General features: G+C 50.3%; 23 protein-coding genes. 22 read left to right on the top strand and 1 reads right to left on the bottom strand.

Annotated features, from left to right (window positions below; genetic code table 11):
• Positions 1-467 precede the first annotated feature (467 nt).
• Positions 468-1,745 (bottom strand): L-cysteine desulfidase family protein, encoded by a 1,278-nt coding sequence (locus tag DL94_RS0103780; protein WP_028128991.1) that lies wholly within the window; start codon positions 1,743-1,745, stop codon positions 468-470.
• A gap of 222 nt (positions 1,746-1,967) precedes the next feature.
• On the opposite strand from DL94_RS0103780, the gene DL94_RS0103785 reads away from it, so the two are divergent.
• The 22 genes from DL94_RS0103785 to DL94_RS0103890 all read left to right on the top strand — a co-directional run bounded on the left by DL94_RS0103785 (position 1,968) and on the right by DL94_RS0103890 (position 26,195).
• On the top strand, positions 1,968-2,192 hold the full coding sequence (locus DL94_RS0103785; protein WP_028128992.1) for a hypothetical protein: 225 nt from the start codon (positions 1,968-1,970) through the stop codon (positions 2,190-2,192).
• A gap of 228 nt (positions 2,193-2,420) precedes the next feature.
• Complete coding sequence (gene pflB / locus DL94_RS0103790; RefSeq protein ID WP_037371239.1) at positions 2,421-4,655, top strand: formate C-acetyltransferase; 2,235 nt, start codon at positions 2,421-2,423, stop codon at positions 4,653-4,655.
• Position 4,656: 1 nt separating this feature from the next.
• Positions 4,657-5,394: a pyruvate formate-lyase-activating protein gene (pflA, locus tag DL94_RS14195; RefSeq protein WP_037371240.1), complete on the top strand. Its 738-nt coding sequence runs from the start codon at positions 4,657-4,659 to the stop codon at positions 5,392-5,394.
• Positions 5,395-5,625: 231 nt separating this feature from the next.
• Positions 5,626-6,303 (top strand): response regulator transcription factor, encoded by a 678-nt coding sequence (locus DL94_RS0103800; protein WP_028128994.1) that lies wholly within the window; start codon positions 5,626-5,628, stop codon positions 6,301-6,303.
• The gene (locus tag DL94_RS0103805) at positions 6,303-7,622 is read left to right on the top strand and encodes a sensor histidine kinase (RefSeq protein WP_028128995.1); all 1,320 of its coding nucleotides are present in this window, start codon (positions 6,303-6,305) and stop codon (positions 7,620-7,622) included. The genes DL94_RS0103800 and DL94_RS0103805 overlap by 1 nt, the downstream gene beginning before the upstream one ends.
• Before the next feature lie 68 nt (positions 7,623-7,690).
• A complete protein-coding gene (locus DL94_RS0103810) occupies positions 7,691-8,131 on the top strand; it encodes a hypothetical protein (protein WP_028128996.1) in 441 nt (146 codons plus the stop codon).
• Between the two features lie 10 nt (positions 8,132-8,141).
• Entirely contained in the window at positions 8,142-9,371 is a 1,230-nt protein-coding gene (locus tag DL94_RS0103815; protein WP_072023088.1) for an efflux RND transporter periplasmic adaptor subunit, read from the top strand.
• Positions 9,368-12,448 carry an efflux RND transporter permease subunit gene (locus tag DL94_RS0103820; RefSeq protein ID WP_028128998.1) on the top strand — a complete coding sequence of 1,027 codons (3,081 nt, stop codon included), beginning with the start codon at positions 9,368-9,370 and terminating at the stop codon, positions 12,446-12,448. Before DL94_RS0103815 ends, DL94_RS0103820 begins: the two co-directional genes overlap by 4 nt.
• Before the next feature lie 84 nt (positions 12,449-12,532).
• Positions 12,533-12,961 (top strand): hypothetical protein, encoded by a 429-nt coding sequence (locus DL94_RS15815; protein ID WP_051586293.1) that lies wholly within the window; start codon positions 12,533-12,535, stop codon positions 12,959-12,961.
• Between the two features lie 674 nt (positions 12,962-13,635).
• Positions 13,636-16,254: an alanine--tRNA ligase gene (gene alaS / locus DL94_RS0103830; RefSeq protein ID WP_231464520.1), complete on the top strand. Its 2,619-nt coding sequence runs from the start codon at positions 13,636-13,638 to the stop codon at positions 16,252-16,254.
• Positions 16,255-16,389: 135 nt separating this feature from the next.
• The gene (locus DL94_RS0103835; protein ID WP_028129000.1) at positions 16,390-17,382 is read left to right on the top strand and encodes an HlyD family secretion protein; all 993 of its coding nucleotides are present in this window, start codon (positions 16,390-16,392) and stop codon (positions 17,380-17,382) included.
• Between the two features lie 166 nt (positions 17,383-17,548).
• Positions 17,549-17,854 carry a YerC/YecD family TrpR-related protein gene (locus tag DL94_RS0103840; RefSeq protein ID WP_028129001.1) on the top strand — a complete coding sequence of 102 codons (306 nt, stop codon included), beginning with the start codon at positions 17,549-17,551 and terminating at the stop codon, positions 17,852-17,854.
• Positions 17,855-17,883: 29 nt separating this feature from the next.
• On the top strand, positions 17,884-19,068 hold the full coding sequence (gene hisZ, locus DL94_RS0103845; RefSeq protein WP_028129002.1) for an ATP phosphoribosyltransferase regulatory subunit: 1,185 nt from the start codon (positions 17,884-17,886) through the stop codon (positions 19,066-19,068).
• Positions 19,065-19,577: an HD domain-containing protein gene (locus DL94_RS0103850; RefSeq protein ID WP_028129003.1), complete on the top strand. Its 513-nt coding sequence runs from the start codon at positions 19,065-19,067 to the stop codon at positions 19,575-19,577. Before hisZ ends, DL94_RS0103850 begins: the two co-directional genes overlap by 4 nt.
• Before the next feature lie 58 nt (positions 19,578-19,635).
• Positions 19,636-20,298 (top strand): ATP phosphoribosyltransferase, encoded by a 663-nt coding sequence (gene hisG, locus DL94_RS0103855; protein WP_026766718.1) that lies wholly within the window; start codon positions 19,636-19,638, stop codon positions 20,296-20,298.
• Complete coding sequence (hisD, locus tag DL94_RS0103860) at positions 20,295-21,632, top strand: histidinol dehydrogenase (RefSeq protein ID WP_028129004.1); 1,338 nt, start codon at positions 20,295-20,297, stop codon at positions 21,630-21,632. The genes hisG and hisD overlap by 4 nt, the downstream gene beginning before the upstream one ends.
• Before the next feature lie 3 nt (positions 21,633-21,635).
• Positions 21,636-22,706, top strand: coding sequence for a histidinol-phosphate transaminase (gene hisC, locus DL94_RS0103865; RefSeq protein WP_028129005.1), 1,071 nt, complete (start codon positions 21,636-21,638; stop codon positions 22,704-22,706).
• Positions 22,703-23,293 (top strand): imidazoleglycerol-phosphate dehydratase HisB, encoded by a 591-nt coding sequence (gene hisB, locus DL94_RS0103870; RefSeq protein ID WP_028129006.1) that lies wholly within the window; start codon positions 22,703-22,705, stop codon positions 23,291-23,293. The genes hisC and hisB overlap by 4 nt, the downstream gene beginning before the upstream one ends.
• 12 nt (positions 23,294-23,305) lie before the next feature.
• On the top strand, positions 23,306-23,923 hold the full coding sequence (hisH, locus tag DL94_RS0103875) for an imidazole glycerol phosphate synthase subunit HisH (RefSeq protein WP_028129007.1): 618 nt from the start codon (positions 23,306-23,308) through the stop codon (positions 23,921-23,923).
• 150 nt (positions 23,924-24,073) lie between these two features.
• Positions 24,074-24,799: a 1-(5-phosphoribosyl)-5-[(5-phosphoribosylamino)methylideneamino]imidazole-4-carboxamide isomerase gene (hisA, locus tag DL94_RS0103880; RefSeq protein ID WP_028129008.1), complete on the top strand. Its 726-nt coding sequence runs from the start codon at positions 24,074-24,076 to the stop codon at positions 24,797-24,799.
• A gap of 93 nt (positions 24,800-24,892) precedes the next feature.
• The gene (locus tag DL94_RS0103885; RefSeq protein ID WP_028129009.1) at positions 24,893-25,096 is read left to right on the top strand and encodes a hypothetical protein; all 204 of its coding nucleotides are present in this window, start codon (positions 24,893-24,895) and stop codon (positions 25,094-25,096) included.
• Between the two features lie 118 nt (positions 25,097-25,214).
• A complete protein-coding gene (locus DL94_RS0103890; RefSeq protein ID WP_028129010.1) occupies positions 25,215-26,195 on the top strand; it encodes a bifunctional heptose 7-phosphate kinase/heptose 1-phosphate adenyltransferase in 981 nt (326 codons plus the stop codon).
• The last annotated feature ends 50 nt before the right edge of the window (positions 26,196-26,245 follow it).

Genomic DNA, 26,245 nt, shown 5'->3' on the forward strand with positions numbered 1-26,245 from the left:
TCAGCGTAGTTGCTTAGCGATTGACTACAGTGTGCCGGCCTTCGCTGCGCTCAGGCAGTCGCTCCCCGCATAAAAATCACTCCCCCGTTCGCCCCCAGCTAAGGTATTTACAATTGCTACGAACCCGTTGCTCCCGTTACAAGAACATCGATGTACTTGTTCCCTGTCACTGCGAAATAATTCTTTTAAACGGACGACTCTTAGGGCGGAGGTGGTGATGCTTTTCGCAGTGGAACGACCGTCCGAACGCAGTGAGGACTGGCCCACAAACAACAGTCCCTGGACACTGCGCTGAACAATCGCGCCGACTGCTTGCCGGCGCATGTAGCTAGAAAAACAATATTTTTGCTGGTGGGTCATTTAGTGCAACAGCGAAAAGTATTACCACCTCCACCCGACTGAGCTGTAACAAATAAAAATAAGCACGCATTGACTGTCAGACTGCAATTTATATGCAGGGGCGCGTCTTATTTCCCAATCATAATGCTGATGATTTCCTTATCGGTTTCCTTCATGCCAATGCGGCCGAGGCGGCTGATGTTGCGGATGGTGTTTTCCACGCCTTTTTCTACGAGGCCGTCGCCACCGTAGAATTGCTGGCCGTTGCGGTACATTTCAAAGCCCAGAATGCCGGCATCAACGGCAGCGGAAATTTTTGCGGCACAGGAGGCTTTGGCACCGTCGCAGACTATGCCGGAGGTGATGGCCAAAGCATTGACGATGGTATGAATGATGGCCTTGTAGTCACCGCCGCAGAGCCAGGCAATGCCGGCACCGGCACCTGCCCCGGCACTGACTGCACCGCAGTAGGCGGAAAGGCGGCCAATGCCTTCTTTTTCATGCAGGGTGACGAGGTTGGAGAGCAGCAGGGCGCGGTATAGTTTTTCCTGGTCAGCACCCGTTTCTTTGGCGTATTCGATGACCGGCAGGGAGACGGTCATACCTTGATTGCCACTGCCGGAATTGATGACTACGGGCAGCTCACAGCCGTTCATGCGGGCGTCAGAACCGGCAGCGGCTCTGGCCCGGGCCCGGATATGGACGTCCTGGCCATAGGCTTTGAGCAGCGTCTTGCCGATATTGGCACCATAGTCATTTTTTAAACCTTCGTCGGCGATGGCCGTGTTGTAGGCAATCTGCCGGTCAAGTATTTCCTGTACATCGGCAAGGTCACAGGTCATGGCAAAATCATAGATATCTGCAATAGTCAGGCATTCGTAGTCCGGCGTGTCTTTGTCAATGACATTGACAATTTCTTTTTCCAGCAGAACCTGCCCGTTGCGGGTGATTTTGACAATGTTCGTATGTTCGTTGACCACTTGAACTACAGCGTTGTCCTGTCCTTTGCTGACTTTGACGATAATGTCGAGAACATGGTCAGACTGAGCAAACTCTACATTTATTTCACTATGGCTGAGATATTCACCCAGCTTAGCTTTATCCGCCTCTTTAGCATGGGCAATGACTTCGAGGCCGGCAGTTTCGTCACCGGCAACAATGCCGATGGCCGCAGCAGCCTCAATGCCCTTGCGTCCTTCCGTGTTAGGGACGATAACGCTTTTGACATTTTTTATGATATTGCCGCTGGCGGCAACGGTGACTTTATCCGGCAGGCAGCCCAGCACGGACCTGGCTTTGGCCGCGCAGTAGGCAATGGCAATTGGTTCGGTGCAGCCCATTGCCGGCACCAGTTCGCGGCGGAGTATTTCCACATAACTTTTGTAGATGGGGTTAGTCTTTTCCATATATGTATCTCCATTTCGTATCTATAATAATCATATTATAGAGTATTTTACATTAGTTTACGAGCCTTGGAGATGGTGAAAATTTTTTTTGCCAATGGGCATGGGGGAGAATGTGACTGGAAAAAAAGTCAAGACTGGTTAGGAAAAATTTCCCATGCTATACTGACCAAGGTGTAAGCTTAGACAATTTATGGGGAATCTTTTGGCAGGAGGAAATTGTTTATGACAATGGATACGCAGGGAAAAGAACTGGCCTGCATTGAGAGGTTGGGAACCCTCTGTGCGATGAGTGACTGGACGGAAACACAGCTGGAAGACATGCTGCGTCTGTTGCGCGATTATGGTGCCAGCTGCGAGTACGATGGCTATCAGGAGGGATATAGCGAAGGCTACAATATGGCATTGTCTGACGCGGTGGAAGCGGCGCAGCGTTCCAGTGTAGGCTGATAAAGAAGGTTATATCATTAACGGGAATCCTCTTGTCATGATATTGACAGGGAGGCCCGTAATGGATATAATTAGTAGCAGGTAATAAATAGGTGCTGGACCGGCGGATTAGTGGATTAACACAGGGAACTGCACCAACGCTTTTTCAAGAGCCAACCGCCTGGGCAGGGTGTGTATACGCCTTGCTCAGGCGGTTTACTTTGTCTAAGCGACAAACAGGAGGATTGTATGATACAGGAAAATTGGCAGGGATTCCGTCCCGGCAAGTGGCAGACGAAAATTGATGTACGTGACTTTATTCAGAAAAACTACACGCCCTATGAAGGGCAGGCAGACTTTCTGGCTGCAGCAACGGCAAATACCACGGCTGTATGGGAAGAATGCAAGCGCCTGCTGGCGGAAGAACGTCAAAAGGGCGGTGTGCTGGATGTAGATACGGAAAAGGTATCGACCACCATTTCCCACGGTCCCGGCTACATAGATAAGGCGCATGAGTCCATCGTGGGCTTGCAGCTGGACGCGCCGTTAAAGCGCGGCCTGATTGTCAACGGCGGTCTGCGCATGGCGCAGCAGGCTGCTGCTGAATACGGCTACAAGGTCAGCGATGAGATTACGGAAATCTATTCTAAGCATGTTAAGACGCACAATGAGGCTGTGTTTGAACTTTACACGCCGGAGATGCGCAAGGCACGTCACTTAGGTCTGTTGACTGGTCTGCCTGACGCTTATGGCCGCGGCCGTATCATCGGTGACTACCGCCGTGTAGCGCTCTATGGCGTTGACTATCTCATTGAGCAGAAAAAGCAGGACAAGGAAGAAATGTTCGGCGGCAGCATGGACCAGGAAAAAATGCGGTCCCGCAGTGAAATCTCCTGGCAGATTAAGGCCTTGCATGACCTCAAGACCATGGCGGCCAGCTATGGCTTTGATATCAGCCAGCCGGCGAAAAATGCCCGGGAGGCTGTGCAGTGGGTGTACTTTGGTTATCTGGCGTCCGTTAAGGAACAGAACGGCGCGGCAATGTCTATCGGCCGTGTTTCCACATTCCTGGATATTTATATCGAGCGCGACCTGGCTGCCGGTAAAATTACTGAGGCTGAGGCGCAGGAACTCATGGACCAGCTCGTGATTAAACTGCGTATGGTGCGGATGCTGCGTACGCCGGAATACAATGAACTCTTTGCCGGTGACCCCATTTGGGTAACCGAATCTGTAGGTGGTATGGGAGAGGACGGCCGTACGCTGGTGACGAAGAACTCTTTCCGTATCCTGCATACGCTGGAGAATCTCGGCCCGTCCCCGGAACCGAATCTGACGGTGCTCTGGTCCCAGCGTCTGCCGGAGGGCTTTAAGCAGTATGCGGCAGAAATTTCCATCAAGACCAGCGCTATCCAGTATGAAAACGATGAGGTTATGCGTCCGGCCTATGGTGATGATTATGGCATTACCTGCTGCGTGTCGGCTATGAAACTCGGCAAGATGATGCAGTTCTTCGGTGCCCGGGCCAATCTGGCAAAATCCCTGCTGCTCGCTATCAATGGCGGTAAGGACGAAAAGACCGGCGAACAGCTGGCACCGGAAATCCCCCTGCCGCAGGGCGACGTACTGGATTACACAGAAGTGCGTAAAAAGTACAGTCAGGTATTGTCCTGGCTGGCCAGACTCTATGTGGATACGATGAATGTCATCCACTACTCGCATGATTTGCATGCTTATGAGGCTGGTCAGATGGCCCTGCATGACAGTAAAATTGAACGTCTGATGGCTTTCGGTGTAGCCGGCCTGTCCTGCGCAGTTGATTCCCTGTCGGCTATCAAATTTGCCAAGGTTAAGCCGCTGCGCAACGAGCAGGGTGTAGCTGTGGATTTTGCCGTTGAAGGGGATTTCCCGAAATTCGGCAACAATGACCCGCGTGTGGACGAGTTGGCACACGAACTGACGCATGAATTCATTACGGAGCTGCGCAAGCATAAGGCTTATCGCGGCGCGTCTCACACGCTGTCCATTCTGACTATCACATCCAATGTCATGTACGGCAAAAAGACCGGCACGACGCCTGATGGCCGTAAAATCGGCGAGCCGTTGGCACCGGGGGCTAACCCCATGCATGGCCGTGATAAGAATGGTGCTTTGGCAGCCATGAAGTCCATTGCCCATCTTGATTATGCTGACTGCCGTGACGGTATTTCCTATACCTTCTCCATGATTCCGTCGGCTTTGGGCAAGACTGATGAAATCCGTGTGCAGAACCTGACGGCGATGCTGGATGGCTACAGCGGTTATGAGGCTCATCACATTAACATTAACGTACTCGACAGGGCTGTGCTGGAGGACGCTATGGAACATCCGGAAAATTATCCGCAGCTCACAATTCGCGTTTCCGGTTATGCTGTAAACTTTATCAAGCTGGACAGACCGCATCAGCTCGAAGTTATTCAGCGTACCTTCTACGAAGCAATGTAAGATGGTACAGGGATATTATCATTCCAAGCTGACCTGTGGTACGGTAGACGGTCCCGGCATGCGCTATGTCCTGTTCCTGGCCGGCTGCAGGCTGGGCTGTGCCTTCTGTCATAACCCGGACACCTGGGCACAGGGGGAGCAGACCATTACCGCGGCAGAGGTTTTACAGGAGGCCGAAGAGTACCGCCTGTTTTATGAAAACTCCGGTGGCGGCCTTACCGTAACCGGTGGCGAACCCTTATTGCAGCCGGAGTTTGTGGCAGGGCTCTTTGCGGAGGCACAGGCCCGCGGCTTGGATACAGCTCTTGATACCTGCGGTCTGGCCAGTAAAGAAACAATCATGCAGGTGCTGGCCCATACGGACAGGGTACTCTTTTCCTTGAAGGGCAGTACCGATGCCAGTTATCAGGCGCTGACGAATATTAAGTCTATAAGGCCTATACTGCAGAATCTGCAGCTGGTGGCGGCACGCCGTCCTGTAACGGTGCGCTATGTGCTAATCCCCGGCTATACGGACGGTAAAGACAGTCTGGCCGCACTTATCGGCATTATGAAAAGCCTGCCGCCGGCAGCGGAAATTGAAGTTCTGCCTTATCACACCATGGGCATTGCCAAGTGGGAAAAACTCAACTGGGAGTATCCGTTGCAGGGCGTACCCGAGGCCACAAAAGCACAGACAGAAATTTTCCGTCAAGGGTTACGTCAGGCCGGCATAAGGCTGGCGGCTACAGAGTCATAGCGATTTGACAAATTAAAGAGTATTACAAATAACATAGATTTTTTAAGGCTGATATGGTCTATCACTGAGCGCTTTACACGCTATGCGTGTGCTGGCGAAGGGATATATCATATCAGCCTCTTTGTATATAGGTGTAAACTATGATTTTTATGTAATGTCATAACGATTTTCATTCCTTTTTCAAGAAAAGATGTCTATAATATAGAAGACGAAAATTGTGGAGGTGCCACTATGCGAGTATTATTAGCTGAAGACGATAAACGTTTGGGTAAACTTATCCAGTACATGCTGGAACAGAATAAAATAAAAGTTGAATGGGTGACCAATGGCAGCGATATTTATGAGTATGCCATGTTCACCGATTATGATATTTTGATTCTCGACTGGATGATGCCGGGGGAAAATGGCGTGGATGCCTGCCGCCGCCTGCGTAGTGAAGGCTATTCCAAGGCTATCCTTATGCTGACGGCCCGTGATTCTGTTGAGGACCGGGTGACAGGCCTGGACGCCGGTGCCGATGATTATCTGGTAAAACCCTTTGAATTTGCTGAGCTGTTAGCGCGTCTCAGAGCTTTGGGACGCCGCAGTACGCAGAAGATTCAGCAGGACCAGGTGGAAGTGGGTGAGTTCACCCTGAATCGTACCACGAAAGTATTGAAGAAGAAGGACGAAGTCATACAGCTTTCGCCGCGTGAGTTCCAGATTTTTGACCTCCTGGTACAGAATCTGGGGATTGTGGTGCCGCGTGATATTCTGCTCGACAGAATCTGGGGTATGGAGGCTGATGTAAGCTCCAATAACATTGACTCTTACATAAAAATCCTGCGCAAAAAGCTGGACCTGGGCGATGGCGCTACGGCCATCAAGACCGTCCGGGGCATAGGCTATAAGCTGGAGGTTGCAGAGTAATGGCGGAAAATCTCTTCGGCCAAAGCCGGTTCCGCCTGACCATGCTGTACTCGCTGGTCATGATTATCTTTTTGGCGGTGCTTATCTTTGCCATGCACCAGTCCATGGACTGGTCAATTCGTTCCGAGCAGGCCCGGGAACTATGGGATACGGCAGACAATGTGGCTGAGGCACAAAAATATCTTAATCAGCACCCTGAACTGGTCATAGACGATACCCTGGCCTATAAAAATACCAATGACCGGTTATTTTTCTATGTGTTTGATGAAGAAGGACGCCTGCTTAATTTTGCCCGTGCCTCCTTCCGTATTGAGCCGTTTATTCTGGACGTCATGGCTCAGTGGCAGGCTCCCGATGGTGATGTGGTTGTCGTGACCAAGCCCCGGGAAAACGGCCACAAGTCAGAAATCATGATGACCTCTCAAAAAATTACGGAAAGCAGCGGCAAGGTACAGCGGGTTTATGTGGGCAAGGACGTAACGGCCCTCTACAATGGTATGGAAAAAGCCACCACCATCATGGCCGGCCTGGGCCTGCTGGCACTTATCATTGCCACTATTGTGGGGCATATCCTTTCCGGTAAGGCTATGGTGCCGTTAAAGGCAGCTTATGAAAAGCAGCGGCAGTTTGCCGCTGACGCCTCGCATGAGCTCAGAACGCCGCTGGCAGTGGTTATGGCCTCGGCAGAGCTGCTGCAGAATGACCCGTCAATTAAATCGCCTTTCCTCAAACAGGTTGTGGAAGATGTGCATGATGAAGTCAAAAAGATGACCAAGCTGGTGGGTGATTTGCTGGTGGTAGCCCGCAGCGATAACAAGGCGTTAAAGCTCAAACCGTCCAAGTTTGACCTCGGAGCGGTGGCGGCGCAGACAGCCCGGCTCATGCAGCCGCTGGCTGAACAGAAAAATATCGCGATTATCGCGGAAAATCTGCCCAAGACCATGATTCATGCTGATGAGCAAAAAATCCGGCAGCTGGTACTGATACTGGTGGATAATGCCGTGAAATACACGCCGGACGGTGGCAAGGTCACTCTGGAATTCAGAAAGGCAGAAAAGGGCAAGGTATGCCTGGCTGTATCTGATACAGGAATTGGTATTGCGCCGGAGGACCAGGAAAAAGTTTTTGACCGTTTCTATCGGGTGGATAAAGCCCGTTCCCGGGAAATGGGCGGCAACGGGCTGGGACTGGCCATTGCCCAGGAAATCGTGGAGCTGCACCATGGCACCATTGCTATTGACAGTGTTTTGGGGCAGGGGACAACCTTTACAATTACCTTGAAAACAAAAATAAAGGGCAAAACACTGCACATGTTTTAATTTTTTGCAGGAAAAAAACGTTTCACAGCGAAATAAATTCTTATCGGATGTTTTCAGGGGGTATGCGTATGAAACGTTCGGGTATGGATGAACGGCTGGATGCAATCTTGGTAAGGGCGGCTATGCGCCTGGAAGAACGGATGCGTCTGGCATATTTTCGCGGTAATTTATCCAGATATCTGGAACGGGTAGGTTTGGCTCAGTATATAGATGAGGAAAAACTAATAAAGGGCAGTCTTTTGGATTTACAGGATGATGCAGCTTTGGCGATGGCTTATGTTTTGCGCAAAGCCCGTAACAATGGGTATTTGAAAGAGGCCCTGGATAAGCTGAATATGGCAGAATTACTGCAAAAGGAAAACCGGATTAAAACGGTGTTGCCTTCATCTAAACGTCAGCCTAAGGTGAAAAAAGTGCGCCTGCAAATGGTCAAGGGAGAAAATAAGTGTTCTGCGTTGACTGATGAAGAAAAGAAAAAGTTACTAAAAAATTTCAAGGTTATAAAATGAGGAAAAGATAATGCATCGTTTTGCAGTAATGTCACGGAGACAGAAGCTGGCTGTCGGTGGGATTTGTTTAATCCTGCTGACAGTAGCTTTTTATTTTTATATGGGTGCCGGCAAGCAGAATGGACAGAAACAGCAGCGCAATCTGCCGGCTGTCAAGGTTCAGACGGTGGAACGGCAGGATATGCAGCGGCATATTGTCCTGTCCGGCCAAACGGTAGCTGATGCCAGTATCAACCTGGCACCGAAATACAGCGGCCGGATTGCGGCTGTATACGTTAAGCTCGGTGACCGGGTGGAGGCCGGACAGGTTCTGATGGCTCAGGATATGGAGGATTTGGATATCTCCATTGCCCAGAATACGGCGGCAGCAGGTGCGGCCTGGGCAGATACCAGGGAGGCGTCGGCCTCTTATAATGCCAACTATATCAGTAAGAAGAATGCTTATGAGCTGGCGAAAAGCAAATTTGAACGTCAACAATATCTTTTTTCCATTGGGGCAATATCACAGGATACTTTGGACAGTGTGGAAAATGAGTACATGGCCAGCAAGGCGGCCTTTGAGATTTTAGCCAATCAGGTGGCGGGCGGTGAGGCGGCGTCCGTCCAGTCGAAGGAATACAATGCCATTAAGCAGGAACGGGCGGTAGAGGCCTTGCAGAAACAACGTGAGGATATGTTTCTGCGTGCTCCGCGCAGTGGTGTGATTGCCTACCGTAATGCCGAGGTGGGGGCGCTGGCTGCTGCCGGTACCAAGGCGTTTACACTGGTGGACAACAGCCATATCAACGTGGACTGCACCATCGGGGAAAATGACGCGGCCATTCTGCAAACGGGAATGGCGGTGAATATTACCATTGACGCACTGGGACGTGATTATGCCGGCAAGATTATCTTTGTCAGCCCGGCCATGGAGGAAAACAGCAAGAGTTATCTGGTTCGTCTGGAAATTTCCGATGCTGATGAGGCCGTCAAAGCCGGCCTCTTTGCGCATACGACCGTTGATATTTTACAGCGGCCGCAGACCATTTTTGTGCCGCAGGAGGCTGTGCTGACGCGTAATGGGGTGACGTCGGTGTTTGTGCTGCGGGCAGATGGTACTGTTGAGCAGCGGGAAGTAAAAATCGGCCTGCTCAACGATAAAGAGGAAGAAATCATCGAGGGGCTCAGCGCAGGCGAACAGGTGGTACTATCCAATCAGGATAAACTGCAAACAGGCACGAAGGTGCAGGTGGTATCATGAATATCACCCGTTGGTCCATCAATAGGCCTGTAGGCATTTCCATGATAGTGGCCTTTTTTGTGGTGCTGGGACTTTACAGTTACTACAGAATCGGCGTGGAACTGCTGCCGGCGCTAAATACCCCTTATGTGACCGTGACAGTGCGTTATCCGGGGGCCAGTGCTGAGTCCGTGGAGCAGGAAATCCTCAAGCCTGTGGAGGACGCAGTATCTTCAGTGTCCAATGTTAAGACGCTGACATCTGTGGCCAGTTATGAACGCGGCCGGGTGATGATGGAGCTGAACTTTGATGCTGACGCGGATATGGCGGCGATTGAGGCGACCAAAAAAGTCGAGGCCATCAAAAGCAAGCTGCCCGATGAGGCTGACGCCCCCGTCGTCATCAAGCGGGATATCAACGCCAAGCCAATTATGGAACTGGCGGTCATGAGTCAGCACAGCCTGGGCATGACGTATTCCATGACGGAAAACGTCTTTCAGGACGTTTTGCAACAGGCCGGCGGTGTTTCGGAAATTGAGCTGCACGGCGGCCGTGACAAGGAAGTGGCGGTGGAAGTGGACAGGGAGAAACTGGCCGCTTACAAGCTGACACTGCCCAAGATTGCCAGTGCTATCCGCAACGAAAATCAGCTGATGCCGTCCGGGCCGGTCTATACAGAATCCACCAAGACAGACGTCCGCGTGCTGGCAGAATACAGCAGTGCCGCCGACATTGCTAAAATCCGGGTGGCCAATACCAGCGGTGAACTGATTCCGTTGACAGCGGTGGCTGCGGTCAAAGAACAGGACGCGCGGCAGCAGCGGTATGGACGGCTAAACGATGAACCGGCTATCAACGTGCTCATTTACAAAAATAGTGATGCCAATGTCGTGGAAACGGCACAGGAAATCATGAAATCGGTGGAAAAACTGCGCCGCGACTATCCGGAATATCAGTTTGTCGTGGTGTCCAATGACGCCGATTATGTGGAAACGTCCCTGCACAGCACTTTGGGCACACTGGTGGAGGGGCTTATCACCACCGGGCTGGTGCTGTTTTTATTCCTGCGTGGCTGGCGTTCCACTGCCGCGGTTATGATTGCCATTCCTACTTCCCTGATTTCGACATTCTTTGTCATGTATCTGGCCGGGTTTACCTTCAACATGATGTCACTCATGGGTATGACCTTGTGTGTGGGAATTTTGGTAGATGATTCCATTGTTGTTCTTGAAAATATCATTCGTTATCTCAAAAATGGTGCGGCGCCTGAGGAGGCGGCCGAAAAAGGACGTATGGAAATCGGTATGGCGGCTGTGGCTATCACCCTTTGTGATGCAGCAGTATTTATGCCTATTGCTTTTATGGAAGGAATGACGGGCCAGTATTTCCGGCAGTTCGGCTTGACGATTGTCTTTGCCGGAGCGTTTTCCCTGTTTGTGTCCTTTACGCTGACGCCTATGCTTGCGGCCAAGTTCTTTAAAAAAGGTTACCATGTAAGTGATTCCCTGCTTTGGCAAATCATGGACAACCTGGAAGTGCGGGCAGTGGAAATTTATCGGCGGCTGCTCTATTGGAGTTTAGGGCACCAAAAGAAACTGCTGCTGTCAATTTTAGGCATTTTTGCTGCTGTACTCGCGCTGATTCCGTTGGGGGCTGTCGGGACGGAATACATGCCGCAGACAGACGAGTCAAGTTTTACCATCAATATCGAGTGTCCGGTCAGGGCCTCTTCGGAAGAACCAAATAAGGTTGCCCTGCAACTGGAAGAAAAGCTGGCGCAGATTCCGGAGGTCAAGTATTATATGACGCAGGCCGGTGGTTCTTCGAGTGCTTATGAGGGCCGCATTAAGGTGGAACTGGTTGGCAGGCATGATCGCAGCCGTTCCATTTGGGAGATTACCAATGAGGTAAGGGATTTTGCCAAGGATATAAAGACGGCTGAAGTGCGCGTGACTGAGTCCCAGTCCAACGTGGCCGGTATTGCCGGCGGCGGTGGCGGCCGCGGGGGCGGCGGTGCCCTGCAGGTTGAACTCCGAGGCAGCAATATGACGGAGTTAACGGCTGCGGCTGACAAAGTGGAGAAAATCCTGCGCCAAGATATCAAAGGTGTGGGTGATGTCAGCAGCTCCTATACCGAAGGCATGCCGGAAATTCAGCTGACAGTCAACCGTGACAAGCTGAAGGCTTTTGACGCCTCCATTGCCGATATTGATACGGCGTTTAGTTCGGCCATCAGCGGTATATCGGCAGGCAGTTTAAAGAATGACCCGCTGAATGGGGGACAGGATACCGATATCAAAGTGCGTCTGACAGGTGCCGATGGTTACAAGGCCTCGGACGTGGCCAGAGTACCGGTATGGTCAAACGGCAAACTGGTGTACCTGGGCGATGTGGCCAATGTCAAAGATGGCCGCGGCCCGGTAAGTATACGCCGCGTGGATAAGCAGCGTTCCATACAGATTGGTGCCAACCTCAGAGGCCGGCCCGTAGGTGACGTGGTGCGGGACGCCAAAAAGGCTTTGCAGCAGGCCGATTTAGGCGAAGGTATTACTTACCGCTTTAAGGGGCAGGCCAACCGCATGAATGATACCTTTGCGGAATTGCTCAGTGCCTTATTCCTGGCGCTGATACTTATTTACATGTTGCTGGCGGTGCTTTATGAATCAGTGCTTACGCCTTTTATCCGCATGTTTTCCCTGCCCCTGGGGCTGATAGGTTCAGTGTTGCTGCTCTTCTTAACCCACAATACCCTTAATCTTTACTCAATGATTGGTATATTGGTAATGGATGGTATTGTGGCGAAAAACGGTACGCTGCTCATTGATTACACCCTGACTTTAATGGACAGGGGACGCAATGCGCTGGAGGCTATTGTGGAGGCTGGCTGTGTGCGGTTAAAGCCGATATTTATGACTACCATCACCATGATGGTGGGAATGATGCCGATGGCGCTGGCGCTCAGCGATGGCGCCGAAACGCGTGTATCCATGGCCTGGGTTATCATCGGCGGCCTGCTGACGTCCACCGTCTTTACATTGTTGGTGATACCCATCATCTTCCTGTATTTTTATCGTGATAAGGCTGAAGGGCAGAGTTGAGTCAAAAATTTTGCAATGTAGTTAATTTTGTGATACACTTTTTCCAAGTATAAAAATAGTGAATTTTTAGGGGAGGAATTCTACTTGGCTACGACAAAAAAGACAACCGGTGTGAAGAAAACGGCAGCTACGGCTGCGAAAAAAGCGGTAAAGGGAGTTGCCAGCAAGGTAGTAGAGGCGGCAGTAACCAGCACCGCAGTCAAGGCGGCTAAGTCAGCTGCTAAAACCACAAAGGCGGCTGTTGCCAAAAAGAAATACATGTATATTTTCTTTAACTGCAACGATAATAAAGATGCACATTCGATGAATGCCCGTTATAACAACGAAGTGTTCTCGGATACGGTGGCCGGCAGAAAAGCCCTGCTGCAGAAGGTCAAAGATGAAGTGTCGGCCGGACGCGTAAACGTGTCTGATAAGGCGGCTGTGGAAAATGATATTTTAAAGGGGAATCCTGTTGAGGCCAGTGCCAAAATCCAATATGGTGATATTGAGCGCATGGTGGTTAGAGCTTAATTGCAGTTGACTATAAAGTCCATTGACGAAATGAAGTGTCAATGGACTTTTTTTATTGCAGTTTGACGGTCAGTGCCTGCTTACTTTTAATTGTGACAACTCAGTCGGGTGGAGGTGGTAATACTTTTCGCTGTTGCACTGAATGGCCCACCAGCAAAATTATGAACTTTTTTAGCTGCATGCGCCGGCAAGCAGTCGGCGCGATTGTTCATCTCAGTTTCCAGGAACTGTTGTTTGTGGGCCAGTCCTCACTGCGTTCGGACAGTCGTTCCACTGCGAAAAGCATCACCACCTCCGCCCCAAGTGACGTCCGTGTAAAATGATTATTTCGCAGTGACAGGTAACAAGCACATCGATGTTCTTGTAACGGGAGCAACGGGTTTTCGTGGCAATTGAATAGACTGTTGCTGGGGGCAGAAAAATTACTCCCCCGTGAACCCCATGCACGTATTGACGGGATACTTTTAATAACGCATTGACTGTCAAACTGTAATATATTTGAGTGGCTGAAACAGTTTTACAATATTTTATCCTGTCCGGCCGTGGAAAATTGCGTGTAAGCCCTTTTATTATGGCTTTTTTTTTGGTAAAATAGGAACGTTAGATTTGTAAATTACAGCAGACATGTGTTCTGCTGCAAAATACCTATATGGGGGTAGATTTGTTTGAAGTATATGAGTGGTAACGAACTGCGTGAAGCATATTTGCAGTTCTTTGCAGAAAAGAAGGGGCATTTGCGCCTGCCGAGTTTCTCGCTGATTCCGCAGGATGACCCAACGCTGCTTTTGATCGGTGCAGGTATGGCACCGTTAAAGCCCTTCTTCACGGGCAAGATGAAACCGCCCCGTACGCGTGTGACGACCAGTCAGCGCTGCGTGCGTACCGGCGATATCGAAAATGTCGGCCGTACTGCCCGTCATCAGACCTTCTTTGAAATGCTGGGCAATTTCTCCTTTGGCGATTACTTCAAAGGCGAAGCTATTCCCTGGGCATGGGAATTCCTGACGGAAGTCGTGGAACTGCCGAAGGACAAACTCTGGGTTACGGTTTATCCAGACGATGATGAAGCCATCGAAATTTGGAAATCCCAGCCTGGTTTCCCGCAGGACCATATCGTGAAGATGGACGATAACTTCTGGGAAATCGGCCCTGGCCCCTGCGGTCCGGACTCCGAAATCTATATTGACCTGGGCGAAGAACGCGGCTGCGGCTCGCCGGACTGTGCTGTGGGCTGTGACTGCGACAGATATCTTGAAATCTGGAACCTCGTGTTCACGCAGTACGACAAGCAGGAAGATGGTTCCTACAAGAACCTCGCTCATAAAAACATTGATACGGGCTGTGGTCTGGAACGTCTGGCCTCCGTTGTACAGGAGAAAAAGACCAACTTTGAAACCGACCTGTTGTACCCGATTATCGAATACGCTGCTGGTGTTGCCGGTGTGACCTATGGCGAAGATGCCGAAAAGGACGTTTCCCTTAAGGTTATCGCTGACCATGCCCGTTCCATGGCCATCATGATTATGGACGGCATTCTGCCCTCCAACGAAGGCCGTGGCTATGTGCTGCGCCGTATTCTGCGCCGTGCTATCCGTCATGGCCGTATGCTCGGCATCAAGGACAAGTTCCTCGAAGGTGCAGTTAATGCTGCTGTGGAAATTTACCGCGGTGCCAAGGACTTTGAAGAACTCGTCAACAAGGCCGATTACATCAAGAAGGTTATCAGCCTTGAAGAAGATCGTTTTGCTGCTACCCTCAACCAGGGTATGGAACTTCTCGGTGCTGAAATCGCAAAGGTTAAGGCTGCCGGCAAGACGGCGCTCGACGGCGAAGTTACTTTCCGCCTTTACGATACCTTTGGTTTCCCCTGGGAACTGACGGAAGAAATTCTCCATGAAAATGGTTTGGAACTCGATAAGGAAGGCTTTGACAAGGCTATGGATGAACAGCGCACGCGTGCCCGCAACGCCCGTGCTGAAAACACCCGTGTGGCTGTGCCCGACCTGTCCTCCATCGATGTCAGCAAGCTGACGGTTGATGAAAAGGCAACGGCAGGCAAGGTTGTGGCTATCTGGCAGGATGGCAAGCTGGTGGACGAAATCACCGACGGCCAGGAGGCTGGTGTAATCCTCACGACGACGCCGTTCTACGCAGAAGGCGGCGGACAGGTTGGTGATGAAGGTATTCTGACCTCGGAATTCGGTCATATCAGCGTCAGCAACGCCAAGAAACTGCCGGACGGCACGGTTTACCATGTAGCTTATGTTGAAGAAGGTCAGCTTAAAGTTGGCGACGAAGTACAGATTGCTGTAAACAAGGCCCAGAAACTGGCCTCTGCCCGTAACCATACGGCTACGCATCTGCTGCAGGCTGCTCTCAAGAAGGTTGTTGGTGACCAGATCAGCCAGGCTGGTTCCTCCGTTACGCCGGAACGCCTGCGTTTTGACTTCACGAACTTTGAACCGGTGACGGCTCAGCAGCTCGCTGATGTAGAAGAACTCGTCAATAACGAAATCCTCAAGGGCCAGGATGTGGAAATCTCCCACATGAGCCTGGATGAGGCTAAAGCCGCTGGCGCTATGGCTCTGTTCTCCGAAAAATACGGCGATGTGGTACGTGTGGTCAAGGTTCCTGATTTCTCCATGGAACTTTGCGGCGGCTCCCATGTAGCCAATGTTGGCCAGATTGGCATGTTTAAGATTGTCAGCGAATCTGGTGTAGCCTCCGGTGTGCGCCGTATTGAGGCTATCACGGGGAAGGCTGCGCTGGACTATGCCAACGCTAAGATGGCAATTCTTGCTGACGCTGCTGGCAAGCTCAAGACCAAGGAAGAAGAAGTGCCGGCGCAGATTGAAAAACTGCAGGGCGAAATGAAGGCTATGCAGAAACAGCTCGACGAAGTAGCTGCTATGCGCGATAAGGCTGATGCGGCAAAACTGATTGCTGGTCTGCAGGAAGTAAACGGCGTTAATGTTGTTTGCGGCAAGACAAATGCCGGCAGCATGGACGAACTCCGTGAAGTAGCTGATATGACCAGCTCCAAGCTCGATACGCCGAGCGTTGTGGTTCTGGCCTGCGCTAATGATGGCAAAGTCAACCTCGTGGTCAAGGCTACGAAAGAGGCCAATGCCAAGGGCATTCATGCCGGCAAGATTATCAAGGAAGCAGCTGCTGTTGTCGGTGGTGGCGGCGGCGGCCGTCCGGACATGGCTCAGGCTGGCGGTAAGAATGCAGATGCTCTGCCGCAGGCTTTTGATAAGGCTGTAGAAGTGATTAAGGCTCAGCTGGGCTAAAATAAAGTAAGTTAGGCTCGATAAGGCCCGGCATAACCTTTTCTGGCGTTGAGGCGCTGCGCGTCAAACGCTCCCGAAAAGGTTACGCCGGGCCTTTGGATAGTCTGATGGTTATTATCCCAAGGGGGGATATAGATGGAAGTAGATGTTACAGAGAAAGCGAAGAATTTTATCCGCTTTGGCCTGCTGGGTTTGATTGTACTGGCGGCTCTGGCCGGTGGCGGCTTGTACCTCTATCAGCACAACTCTCGCAGCTTTACCGTGAGCGACGCGCTGGTAGTGGGGCGTGAGTCTGTGATTACAGCCAAAGGTGATGGCAAGATTACGGAACTGTTGGTGCAGGACGGCGACTATGTGGAAGAAGGCGCTGTGATTGCCCGGGTGGAATCCAAGATTACGCCGGAAGATATTGCCCAGCTGGAACAGAATGTGCAGCTGGCTCAGCAAAGTTATGCGCAGCTGCAAAAGGGGACGACCGTGGCGCAGGCAGCAGCACCTGTCGTGGACAGCGGAGCTCAGCAGCGCGCTTCAAATGCGTATTCACGTATGCAGCGTATGAATGAGTTGTTTGAGATGGGCGCTATCAGCGCGGCCAAACGTGATGAAGCCGCGGCGGCGTATGCTGCAGCCCAGGCAGCTGCCAATGCTGCGCCGTCCGCAGCTGCAATGCAGACAACGGTAGTTCCGACCAGCCCTGAGGTGTTAAAACAGGCTGAGTTACAGGTTAAGCAGGCTGAGGCTGCTTTAGCCAACGCGAAAAATGACCAGCAGGCAACGGAAATCCGAGCAGCAGCGGCTGGTGTAATTAGTCTGGCTGAGGGTATTGCCACAGGCAGCGAGTTAAAGAATGAACAGGAAGTTGTCCGCATTCAGGCCAGCAATGATGCCTGGCTGGAGGCCAAGCTGACAGCAAATCAGGCTGCCAAGGTACGGCTCGGGGAATTTGTCAATTACGAAATTGACGGTCATAAACTGCAGGGAACGGTACAGGATATCAGTACGCCGGAAAATGACGAGTCAGAAACTGACAAGTCAAAAATTCTGACCGTTGTAAAAATTTCCCTGCCGGCTGACACGTCATTTACTCTCAAATCCGGTATGACCGGAAAAATTGAATTTAAAGAGTAATAAAGTATAAATGTTTGCTCTGAACTGACATTGGGATACAAAAAGCTCAGGAAAGTGAAAAAATCTTTCCAGGGCTTTTTTTTTGTTTACGTTTATGCTATAATGAGTGACATAATTTCACAAACTAAAGGATTAAAGACGAAAAGTATAAGAGGAGGGGACGGAATTGGTTAATCCTAAACTGCGGGAGGATCAGAATGATATGCTGTTTAAAGCTATCCTGTCACTGAAATCGATAGAGGAATGTTATCAGTTCTTCGAGGATATCTGCACTATCAGTGAACTTAAGGCGCTTTCCCAGCGGCTCGAGGTAGCCCGTATGCTGCAGGGTGGCCATATCTATGATGATATTGTGGCCCGTACCGGTGCCAGCACCGCCACTATCAGCCGGGTAAAACGCTGCCTGAATTACGGTGCGGACGGGTATAAAATCGTTTTGGACAGAATACCGGCTGATACAGCAGACAAATGATATAAACAAAGGCGAGGGGAGTAGTGCTCATGGAAAAAGATATAAGCTTGTTAAAGATTCCCTATGGAACCCGGGATTTTCTGCCGGCAGAAGCGGCAGGCAAACGGGTGGTGGAAACCCGGCTGGCAGAATTATTTGCGCAGTGGGGCTATGAGGAAGTGGTTACACCTTCCATTGAATATTTGGATACGTTGAGCCTGGGCGGTAACCGCAGTATTGGCAATCATCTGTTCAAGCTCTTTGATAAGGAAAATAAAACCGTGGCCCTGCGCCATGAAATGACTACGCCCATTGCCCGGCTCGTCAGCACGCGCCTGCAGGACAGTCCCTTGCCGTTGAAACTATCCTATATCAGCAGTGTGTTCCGTTATGAGCAGGCACAGGCCGGCCGTCAGTGTGAATTCTATCAGGCCGGTGTAGAACTTATGGGCCCTGGCAGTCCGGCCACGGACGCCGAGGTGGTGGCACTAGCCGTAACCGGGCTGCTGCGTTCCGGACTGACAGAGTTTACGGTCTGCCTGGGACAGGTGGAATTTCTAAACGGCATACTCAATCAGTACCGCCTGAGCGAACAGGAACAGGCAGAGCTGAAGGAGGCTATGGAACGCCGAAATCTGGTGGAATTAAACCAGCTGGTGGAACAGCTGCAGCTGCCGGAGAATGCCAAGCAGGTCTTAAAGAAACTGCCGCTCTTAAATGGCGGCGAAGAGCTCTTAAAGAATGCGTACGATATTGCGCTTAATGAACAAAGCCGCCGGGCACTGGACAATTTGGCAGAAATATACCGCCTGCTGAAAGCCTACAAGGTTGAGCAGTATGTGCGTTTTGACCTGGGCATAATCAGGGACTTCAGCTATTATACCGGCATGGTCTTTGAAGTCTATGCACCGGGCCTGGGATATCCGCTCTGTGGCGGCGGCCGTTATGACCACCTGCTGGCCGACTTTGGTACGGCCTGTCCGGCCACGGGCTTTGCCCTGGGGATAGAGCGTATTCTGCTGGCCATTGAACGGCAGAAACTGCCCCGGCACAGCCTGCCCCGTGATGTATATGTGGGTTACGCTGACGGCCGGGAAACGGCGGCCATTGAAAGGGCTGCAGTCTTGCGTGAGCAGGGTAAATCCGTGGAACTGGCAGTCAGCAGCCAGACAGAGGCGGCGGCCCAAGAAAGCCAGCAGCAGAAAAATTATGCGGCCTTAGAGTATATCTCATGATACAGCGTATCAAACAGTTTTACCGGGCTTTGACCGCACGGATTACGCCGGAAGATAAGGATTTGGTGGCCGAAAAACTGCCCCAGGCGGCACAGCAGCTCTTTTATGCCATGCACCCTGCTGACCAGTACCACGCCTTGCATGTGGCCAGGACAGCCATGAAACTATGGCAGCAGCAGCCGTCAGGGGACAAAGCCTTGCTGCTGCGTGCCGCACTGCTGCACGATGTTGGACGCGTGCAGGGGGATATGGATATTATGGGTAAGGTCGCAGCCGTACTGTTAAAACATTATTTCCCGGCTAAAGCCAAACAACTGGGGGAAACTGGTAAAGGCTGGCTTGGTCATATAATGTATGTATATTACAAACACCCGGAAATAGGTGCGATGAAACTGGAAAATATCGGCATGGCAGCTGAGGCCACGCTTATCCGCTGTCATCATGCTTCGGCTGCGGAAAATGAACCGCCGGAACTTAAACTGCTGCGTGCGGCAGATGAATTGAATTGACATTTGACCATTGACCGGTCAGACTGACTGGTCAGTTTAGGGAATTGGAGGCTTGTGCATGAAGTCTGAAATGGAATATCTTACCATAGCATTACCCAAGGGTAAACTCTTTGGCTTGTCGGCCAGATTACTGGAAAAAATCGGCTATACGGCCGAAGGTTTGTCGGATAAATCACGCAAGCTGATTATCAGCAACGAAGAAAAGAAAATCCGTTTTATCGTATCCAAGACCGCTGATGTGCCGACTTATGTGGAATATGGGGCGGCAGATATCGGCGTGATTGGCAAGGACGTACTGCTCGAAACGGAAAAAGACGTCTATGAACTGCTCGATATGGGCTTTGGCAAATGTCATCTGATGATGGCTGTGCCCAAGGCGGAAAAACGGGCCAAACTCATGGATTACAACCACACGCGTGTCGCTACAAAATTTCCCCATATTGCCGAGAAATTTTTCCGTCAGCAGGGCATGCAGATGGAATACATCAAGCTGAATGGTTCCATTGAGCTTGGGCCGATTGTGGGCTTGTCGGAAAGTATCGTAGATATCGTGGAAACCGGTACGACACTTCGGGAAAATGATTTGGAGGAAATTGTTTCTATTCAGGAGGCGACGGCAAGGCTGATAGCCAACCGTGTCAGCTTTAAACTGAAGTTTGACAGAATACACAGTCTGGTGGAAGATTTACGTAAGGTCTTAGAAGCGGAGGCGGCACAATGAAGATTGTCAAAGCAAGTGAACTGGGCGAGGCAGCCATCAATAAAATGTTACAGAAACCTGCTTTTGATACGGTGGAATTAAGCCCTAAAATCAGGGAGGCTAATAAAATAACCTTCGGCAGGGATATGAGCGCCGCCGAATTGGTGGCCCAGATTGTCCATGATGTGCGCTTTGAAGGTGATAAAGCTGTCCTGCGCTATACGAAACTCATTGACAAAGTAGAATGTAACATTGATGATTTACTGGTGACGGAGGCAGAATTTGCTGCGGCAGAGGCGCAGGCTGACCCCAAGGTGGTGGAATCCTTAGAGAAGGCGGCGGCCAACGTACGCCGTTATCATGAGGAGCAAAAGCCTAATTCCTGGATGACTTACCGTGAACATGGTTCGCTGTTGGGACAGTCACTGATTCCGCTGGACAGGGTGGGCATATATGTACCCGGCGGTACGGCCGCCTATCCTTCCTCAGTGATTATGAATGCCATGCCGGCAGTTGTGGCCGGCGTGGGGGAAATCATCATGATGGTACCGCCGAAAAACGGCGCTATCAATCCTTATGTGCTGATTGCTGCTAAACTGGCCGGCGTACAGAAAATTTATAAGATAGGCGGCGCGCAGGCCATTGCGGCTATGGCCTTTGGAACAGAAACCATTCCGCGTGTGGATAAAATTACCGGCCCGGGCAATATTTTTGTGACATTGGCCAAGAAAGAAGTTTACGGACACGTGGATATCGATATGCTGGCCGGCCCCAGCGAGATTCTCATTGTGGCTGATGACAGCGCTGACCCCGTTTATACGGCGGCAGATATGCTGAGCCAGGCAGAACACGACCCCCTGGCCTCCAGCATTGTCATTACTGACAGCGAAAAACTGGCCCGGCAGGTAGCCATGGAGGCTGAAAGCCAGCTGCAGAAACTGCCACGGCAGGAAATTGCCCGTGCCTCCATAGAACGGAATGGCCTGATTGTCATTGCAGAGGATATGGCGCAGGCCCTGCGATTTGCCAACACTTCGGCACCGGAGCATTTGGAATTACTGACCAAAGAGCCTTTTAAACTCCTGCCGGAAGTAAAACATGCCGGCGCAGTGTTCCTTGGGGCGTATTCGCCGGAACCCTTGGGCGATTATTTTGCCGGCCCTAATCACGTTTTGCCTACAGGCGGTACTGCCCGTTATTACAGCGTACTGAATGTAGAAACCTTTATGAAACGCACGAGCCTGATTTCTTATAGTCAGGAGGCCTTGGCGGCCGTCAGTGATGATATTATCCGCCTGGCGGAAACGGAGGGGCTGCAGGCACACGCCAATGCCATTCGACTGAGGAGGAAATAATTTATGTTGAAATATCGTACCGGCTTAAAGGATATGCCGTCCTATGATGTGGTAGAGCGGGACTGGCAGATAAAAGTCAACGCCAATGAATGCAATATGAACCTGCCGCCGATGGTGGAGGACCGCCTGATGGGACGTTTGTCCCGGGTGGCATTTAACCGTTATCCCAATGAGGAATACGACTATCTGTGTGAGCAGATTGCGGATAATCACCGCCTGCAGAAGGAAAATGTTTTACTTGGCAATGGTTCCAGTGAAATAATTGAAAAGCTGTTCTATTGCTTTGGGGGAACGAAAGCGAAAAAAATCGTCTATCTGGTGCCGTCGTTTTCCATGTACAGCATTTATGCCAAAGCTGCCCAGGCTCAGGGAATTGAATTTCCGCTGAATAAGGATTATTCCCTGAATAAAGAAAAATTTGTAGCGATGGTAAATGAGGAAAAAGCCGGGCTGGCGGTAATCTGTAATCCTAATAATCCTACGGGGACAGCGTATGACCTGGACACCATTGAGTACATAGCAGCCAATATTCACAGCAATTGTGCCCTGCTTATCGATGAGGCTTATATAGAATTTTACGGCCGTTCGGCAGTCGGCCTGCTGGCTAAATATCCGAACTTAATTGTGGCCAGAACTTTCTCCAAGGCCTATGGCCTGGCGTCGGCCCGTGTGGGTTATATGCTGGCTGCCAAGGAAATCATAACGATGATTGGCAAGTCCTATATGCCCTATCACATGAATGTTTTATCACTCGTTACAGCCGATATTGTCTATCAGATGCGTCATGAATACGTGCCCCGCATTCAGATGATGATTGCCGAGCGCAAACGCATGACCACTTTGCTCGACAAACTGCCGGGGGTAACGGTTTATCCTTCGGAAACCAATTTTATTCTCATTAAATATGCCAAGGCTGTGAAACTTAATAAATACCTTGAAGAACAAGGCATTGGCGTCCGCAGCTTTGGGGATAAGCCGGGGTTAAAGAACTGCCTGCGCATTTCCATGGGACTGCGCGAGGAAAATGACACCTGGTATGAGGCGGTAAAAACGTTTGTGGAGGGTCGTATATGAGTGAGCGCAACGCGGAAATAAAACGGCAGACAGCAGAAACCAATATCACCCTGCAGCTGAATTTGGATGGAAAAGGGCAGGGAAAAATTTCCTCCGGTATCGGCTTTTTTGACCATATGCTCAATTTGTTTACGGCCCATGGCCAGCTGGATTTTACGCTTAACTGTCAGGGCGATTTGCAGGTCGACGGCCATCATAGTGTCGAAGATATTGGCATTGCGCTGGGCGATGCCTTTAAACAGGCGATTGGCGATAAAAAAGGCATTTGCCGCTATGGGACGTTTTATCTGCCCATGGACGAATCCTTAGCGTTTGTAACCCTCGATATCAGCGGCCGTCCATTTCTGGTTTATGACGGTGGCGAAATGGCACCACAGGTGGGCGGCTTTGATACGGAACTTACGGAGGAATTTTTGCGGGCTTTTGCTATGCATGCCGGGATAACCCTGCATGTAAAAATCCTGTATGGCACGAATACCCATCATAAAATCGAGGCGATATTCAAGGCGCTGGGACATGCCTTGCGGCAGGCTGTATCATTTGACCCCAAGGTAACAGGTATTCCTTCAACGAAGGGCATGCTCTAAGGAGGCCGGCAGATGATTGCAATAATTGATTATGGTGTGGGCAATTTATTCAGCGTGGAAAAAGCCTTTGCCGCTTTGGGGGCAGAGGCAAAGATTACCAATAATCCCACGGAAATTAAAGCGGCAGAAAAACTGGTTTTGCCCGGCGTGGGGGCCTTTGGGGACTGCATGAAAAATTTGGAAGAAAGCGGTCTGATTCCCTTGCTGAAAGAGGAAGTGGTGGCAGGCAAGCCACTCTTGGGTATTTGTGTAGGGCTGCAGATTCTCTTTGACGGCAGTGAAGAATCGCCGGAAGCAAAGGGCTTGGGCTTTATACCTGGACAGGTGAAAAAGATTCAGGCCGAGGGCTTGAAGGTTCCGCATATGGGATGGAACAGGCTGCATATTGCTGAACCGCGCCAGGAGCAAGATTTGTTTGCGGGGCTGGAGCAGGATAAGGAATACGTTTATTTTGTGCATAGTTATTATGCGGTGCCGCAAGATAAATCCGTTATTACAGCTACAACGGATTATGGAGAAAAGCTTACGGCTTCGGTGCAAAAGGGAAATATATTCGCTACGCAGTTTCATCCGGAAAAATCCGGAGACGTTGGTTTGCATATAATTGATAATTTCTGCAAGTTGAGTTAATGTGTATGTGTGTACTTTTCTTTGGCGCAAAGAAAAGTACCAAATACCCATAAGGGTACAGGCGAAAACAGCGGACTGAAATCACATCACGTGATTTACGTCCGCGAGCGCTCATCCTTGAGCGCTGGGCTGGTGTTGGGGAGGATGTTTATGATAATATTTCCGGCGATTGATATTCGGGGCGGTAAATGTGTGCGCTTGTTTAAAGGGGATTTTGCCCAGGAAACGGTTTTTTCGGACAGTCCTGCGGCTATGGCCCGTAAGTGGCAGGCGCAGGGGGCAGAGTATTTGCACCTTGTGGATTTGGATGGGGCACTTGCTGGCTCTTCGCAAAATTTAGCGGCCATAGAGGAAATTCTGCAGGCCGTAAATATTCCGACAGAGCTTGGGGGCGGAATCCGTACCATGGAGCAGATAGATAAATTACTGGCCATGGGAATTACCCGGGTTATTTTAGGTTCAGTCGCTGTCAAAAATCCTGATTTGGTGCGTGAGGCCTGCGCTAAATACGGTGAGCGTATTGTCGTGGGCATTGACGCTAAGGATGGAATTGTCGCCGTGGAAGGCTGGGGCGAATCCGGCAATGTCGGTGTTATTGAACTGGCACAAAAAATGAAAGACGCCGGCGTAAAAACCATAATTTATACAGATATTTCCCGTGATGGAACGTTAAGCGGTGTAAATGTTGACGCAACCGTAAAACTGGCACAGGAAAGCGGCGTAAAAATTGTCGCCTCCGGCGGAGTGAAATCCCTAGCTGATATAAAAGCATTAAAGGCACAGGAAAGCTGTGGAATTGAAGGTGTAATTGCCGGCAAATCGATTTATACAGGCAGTCTGGATTTGCAGGCAGCGATTGAAATTGCTAAGGCTTGAAACAATAAAAAATTTTACCAAAATACTTGCATAATGGTAAATTATTCGTTAAAATAATAAAAGATAATTTTTATTTTAAAGGAGAAATGAACCATGGCAAGAAAAGCAAATTACGAAGAGAAAATTAACGCTATCGAAGAAAAGATTTCCAAAAAGCAGGACGAGATTAAAGCTCTGAAAGCACAGCTGAGCGAAATTAAAGCTAAGAAAGCTCAGGACGATTACAAAGAACTGACGGAATACATGACGGCTAACAACCTGTCTGCAGCTGAAGTTTTGGCACGTATCAACGGCTAAGATAAAGCAAATTAAAACTGTATGTTTTAGGGAGCATTGCCTTAGGGCAATGCTCCTTTTTTGCAGGATATTGTTTTTTTTTAGCGAATACATAAATTATTAAAGGGGGCGTTTAAATATGGATGCGCAGAGATTGCGTGATTTTTTGGCCACCAAACCGGAACAATGTCATGTGCTGGTTGTCGGTGACATAATGCTTGATAAATATTATTATGGTGATGTTACGCGAATTTCCGGTGAGGCACCCGTACCCATAACAAGGGTTAATTCGTCATCAGAAAAACTCGGCGGCAGTGCCAATATCGCGTATAGTTTGGCTGTGCTGGGCTGCCGGGTAAGTATTGCCGGCTTTGTGGGACGGGATTCGCATTGTGAAAGTCTGGTGGAACGCTTTAAGAACTACGGTATTGATACCGACGGGCTTATCTATACAGAACGTCCCACGACCACCAAAGTGCGTATTATGAGCGGCAATCAGCAGATGTTCCGCCTGGACTTCGAAGATGACCGGCCGATAGCTTTGCAGGATATGGCGCGCTATGAGCAGTACATTGGCGAAAAACTCAGCGAGAGTCTGGACTGTGTGATTATTTCTGACCATGCCAATGGTGCCTGCACGGACGCCTCCTGCAGCTGGATTATTGAAAAATGTCATAATCACGGTGTGCCGGTGGTGGTGGATATGAGTGCCGCGACCTGGGTTAATTACCGCAAAGCTGATTATGTGGTAGCGAACTTAAAAAGAATCAATAAAGAACTGTTGCAGCCGGCAGAGAATGAGGACGGTGCTGTGGAAAAAGCCTGCCATTATCTCATGCGTAAATTCCATGTGAAAAACGTAATTGCCACCAGGTCACAGCAGGGCTTGTCACTAGTGCGGACTGATGAGACGGTGCATATTCCAACCGAGGCGCAGGAATTATTCGATGTCCTGGGTGCTACAGACGCCGTGACGGCGGTGTTTGGCCTGGCTGTGGCCGGAGGACTGCCACCGGCTTTAGGGGCGTATTTGGCTAATTTGGCAGCCAGCCGCGTTGTGACCAGATTGGGTACTTATGCGGTCACGCGCGAAGAACTGGCTGACCTGCTTATTTCCTAAATAATAACGCTGACGCCTATGGTAAATTTTTGCCATAGGCGTTATAATTA

Origin of the sequence: Selenomonas sp. AE3005, assembly GCF_000686945.1 — a bacterium.
Lineage (GTDB): Bacteria > Bacillota > Negativicutes > Selenomonadales > Selenomonadaceae > Selenomonas_A.

What these genes read in the sequence shown, in the direction of transcription:
- DL94_RS0103780 (WP_028128991.1), bottom strand. Translation starts at nt 1,745, where the DNA reads ATGGAAAAGACTAACCCCATCTACAAAAGTTATGTGGAAATACTCCGC.
- DL94_RS0103785 (WP_028128992.1), top strand. Translation starts at nt 1,968, where the DNA reads ATGACAATGGATACGCAGGGAAAAGAACTGGCCTGCATTGAGAGGTTG.
- pflB (WP_037371239.1), top strand. Translation starts at nt 2,421, where the DNA reads ATGATACAGGAAAATTGGCAGGGATTCCGTCCCGGCAAGTGGCAGACG.
- pflA (WP_037371240.1), top strand. Translation starts at nt 4,657, where the DNA reads ATGGTACAGGGATATTATCATTCCAAGCTGACCTGTGGTACGGTAGAC.
- DL94_RS0103800 (WP_028128994.1), top strand. Translation starts at nt 5,626, where the DNA reads ATGCGAGTATTATTAGCTGAAGACGATAAACGTTTGGGTAAACTTATC.
- DL94_RS0103805 (WP_028128995.1), top strand. Translation starts at nt 6,303, where the DNA reads ATGGCGGAAAATCTCTTCGGCCAAAGCCGGTTCCGCCTGACCATGCTG.
- DL94_RS0103810 (WP_028128996.1), top strand. Translation starts at nt 7,691, where the DNA reads ATGAAACGTTCGGGTATGGATGAACGGCTGGATGCAATCTTGGTAAGG.
- DL94_RS0103815 (WP_072023088.1), top strand. Translation starts at nt 8,142, where the DNA reads ATGCATCGTTTTGCAGTAATGTCACGGAGACAGAAGCTGGCTGTCGGT.
- DL94_RS0103820 (WP_028128998.1), top strand. Translation starts at nt 9,368, where the DNA reads ATGAATATCACCCGTTGGTCCATCAATAGGCCTGTAGGCATTTCCATG.
- alaS (WP_231464520.1), top strand. Translation starts at nt 13,636, where the DNA reads ATGAGTGGTAACGAACTGCGTGAAGCATATTTGCAGTTCTTTGCAGAA.
- DL94_RS0103835 (WP_028129000.1), top strand. Translation starts at nt 16,390, where the DNA reads ATGGAAGTAGATGTTACAGAGAAAGCGAAGAATTTTATCCGCTTTGGC.
- hisZ (WP_028129002.1), top strand. Translation starts at nt 17,884, where the DNA reads ATGGAAAAAGATATAAGCTTGTTAAAGATTCCCTATGGAACCCGGGAT.
- DL94_RS0103850 (WP_028129003.1), top strand. Translation starts at nt 19,065, where the DNA reads ATGATACAGCGTATCAAACAGTTTTACCGGGCTTTGACCGCACGGATT.
- hisG (WP_026766718.1), top strand. Translation starts at nt 19,636, where the DNA reads ATGAAGTCTGAAATGGAATATCTTACCATAGCATTACCCAAGGGTAAA.
- hisD (WP_028129004.1), top strand. Translation starts at nt 20,295, where the DNA reads ATGAAGATTGTCAAAGCAAGTGAACTGGGCGAGGCAGCCATCAATAAA.
- hisC (WP_028129005.1), top strand. Translation starts at nt 21,636, where the DNA reads ATGTTGAAATATCGTACCGGCTTAAAGGATATGCCGTCCTATGATGTG.
- hisB (WP_028129006.1), top strand. Translation starts at nt 22,703, where the DNA reads ATGAGTGAGCGCAACGCGGAAATAAAACGGCAGACAGCAGAAACCAAT.
- hisH (WP_028129007.1), top strand. Translation starts at nt 23,306, where the DNA reads ATGATTGCAATAATTGATTATGGTGTGGGCAATTTATTCAGCGTGGAA.
- hisA (WP_028129008.1), top strand. Translation starts at nt 24,074, where the DNA reads ATGATAATATTTCCGGCGATTGATATTCGGGGCGGTAAATGTGTGCGC.
- DL94_RS0103885 (WP_028129009.1), top strand. Translation starts at nt 24,893, where the DNA reads ATGGCAAGAAAAGCAAATTACGAAGAGAAAATTAACGCTATCGAAGAA.
- DL94_RS0103890 (WP_028129010.1), top strand. Translation starts at nt 25,215, where the DNA reads ATGGATGCGCAGAGATTGCGTGATTTTTTGGCCACCAAACCGGAACAA.